This window comes from Marinobacter iranensis, assembly GCF_029207565.1.
In the GTDB taxonomy this organism is placed as follows: domain Bacteria; phylum Pseudomonadota; class Gammaproteobacteria; order Pseudomonadales; family Oleiphilaceae; genus Marinobacter; species Marinobacter iranensis.
Genome location: NZ_JANCMW010000360.1, coordinates 1 through 245, shown reverse-complemented (window position 1 = coordinate 245; position 245 = coordinate 1). Strand labels below are relative to the sequence as shown.

1 protein-coding gene is annotated in these 245 nt (G+C 72.7%); it reads right to left on the bottom strand.

Going from position 1 to position 245, the window contains the following annotated elements; genetic code table 11:
- On the bottom strand, positions 1–245 hold a 245-nt coding region (locus NLU14_RS22705; protein WP_275710865.1), incomplete at both ends, for an N-acetylmuramoyl-L-alanine amidase family protein.

The window sequence follows — 245 nt, the reverse complement described above, 5'->3', positions numbered from 1 at the left end:
GAGATGAACAGGTCCGCGCCCAGCTTGCGCGCCAGGCCATAGCGCTCCTGGAGCACCAGGAAGCGATCGTCCTCGCGGGTGAGCGCCACGCGCACCCGGCCCGAGGCGATGAGCGCGTCCCTGATCGCCAGCGCGGCCTTGAGCGTGAGGTCCTTCTCGCGCAGGCCGCTCGCGCCGATCGCGCCGGGATCGTGCCCGCCATGGCCGGCGTCGATCACCACCAGCGGGCGGTCGGACGCGCCATA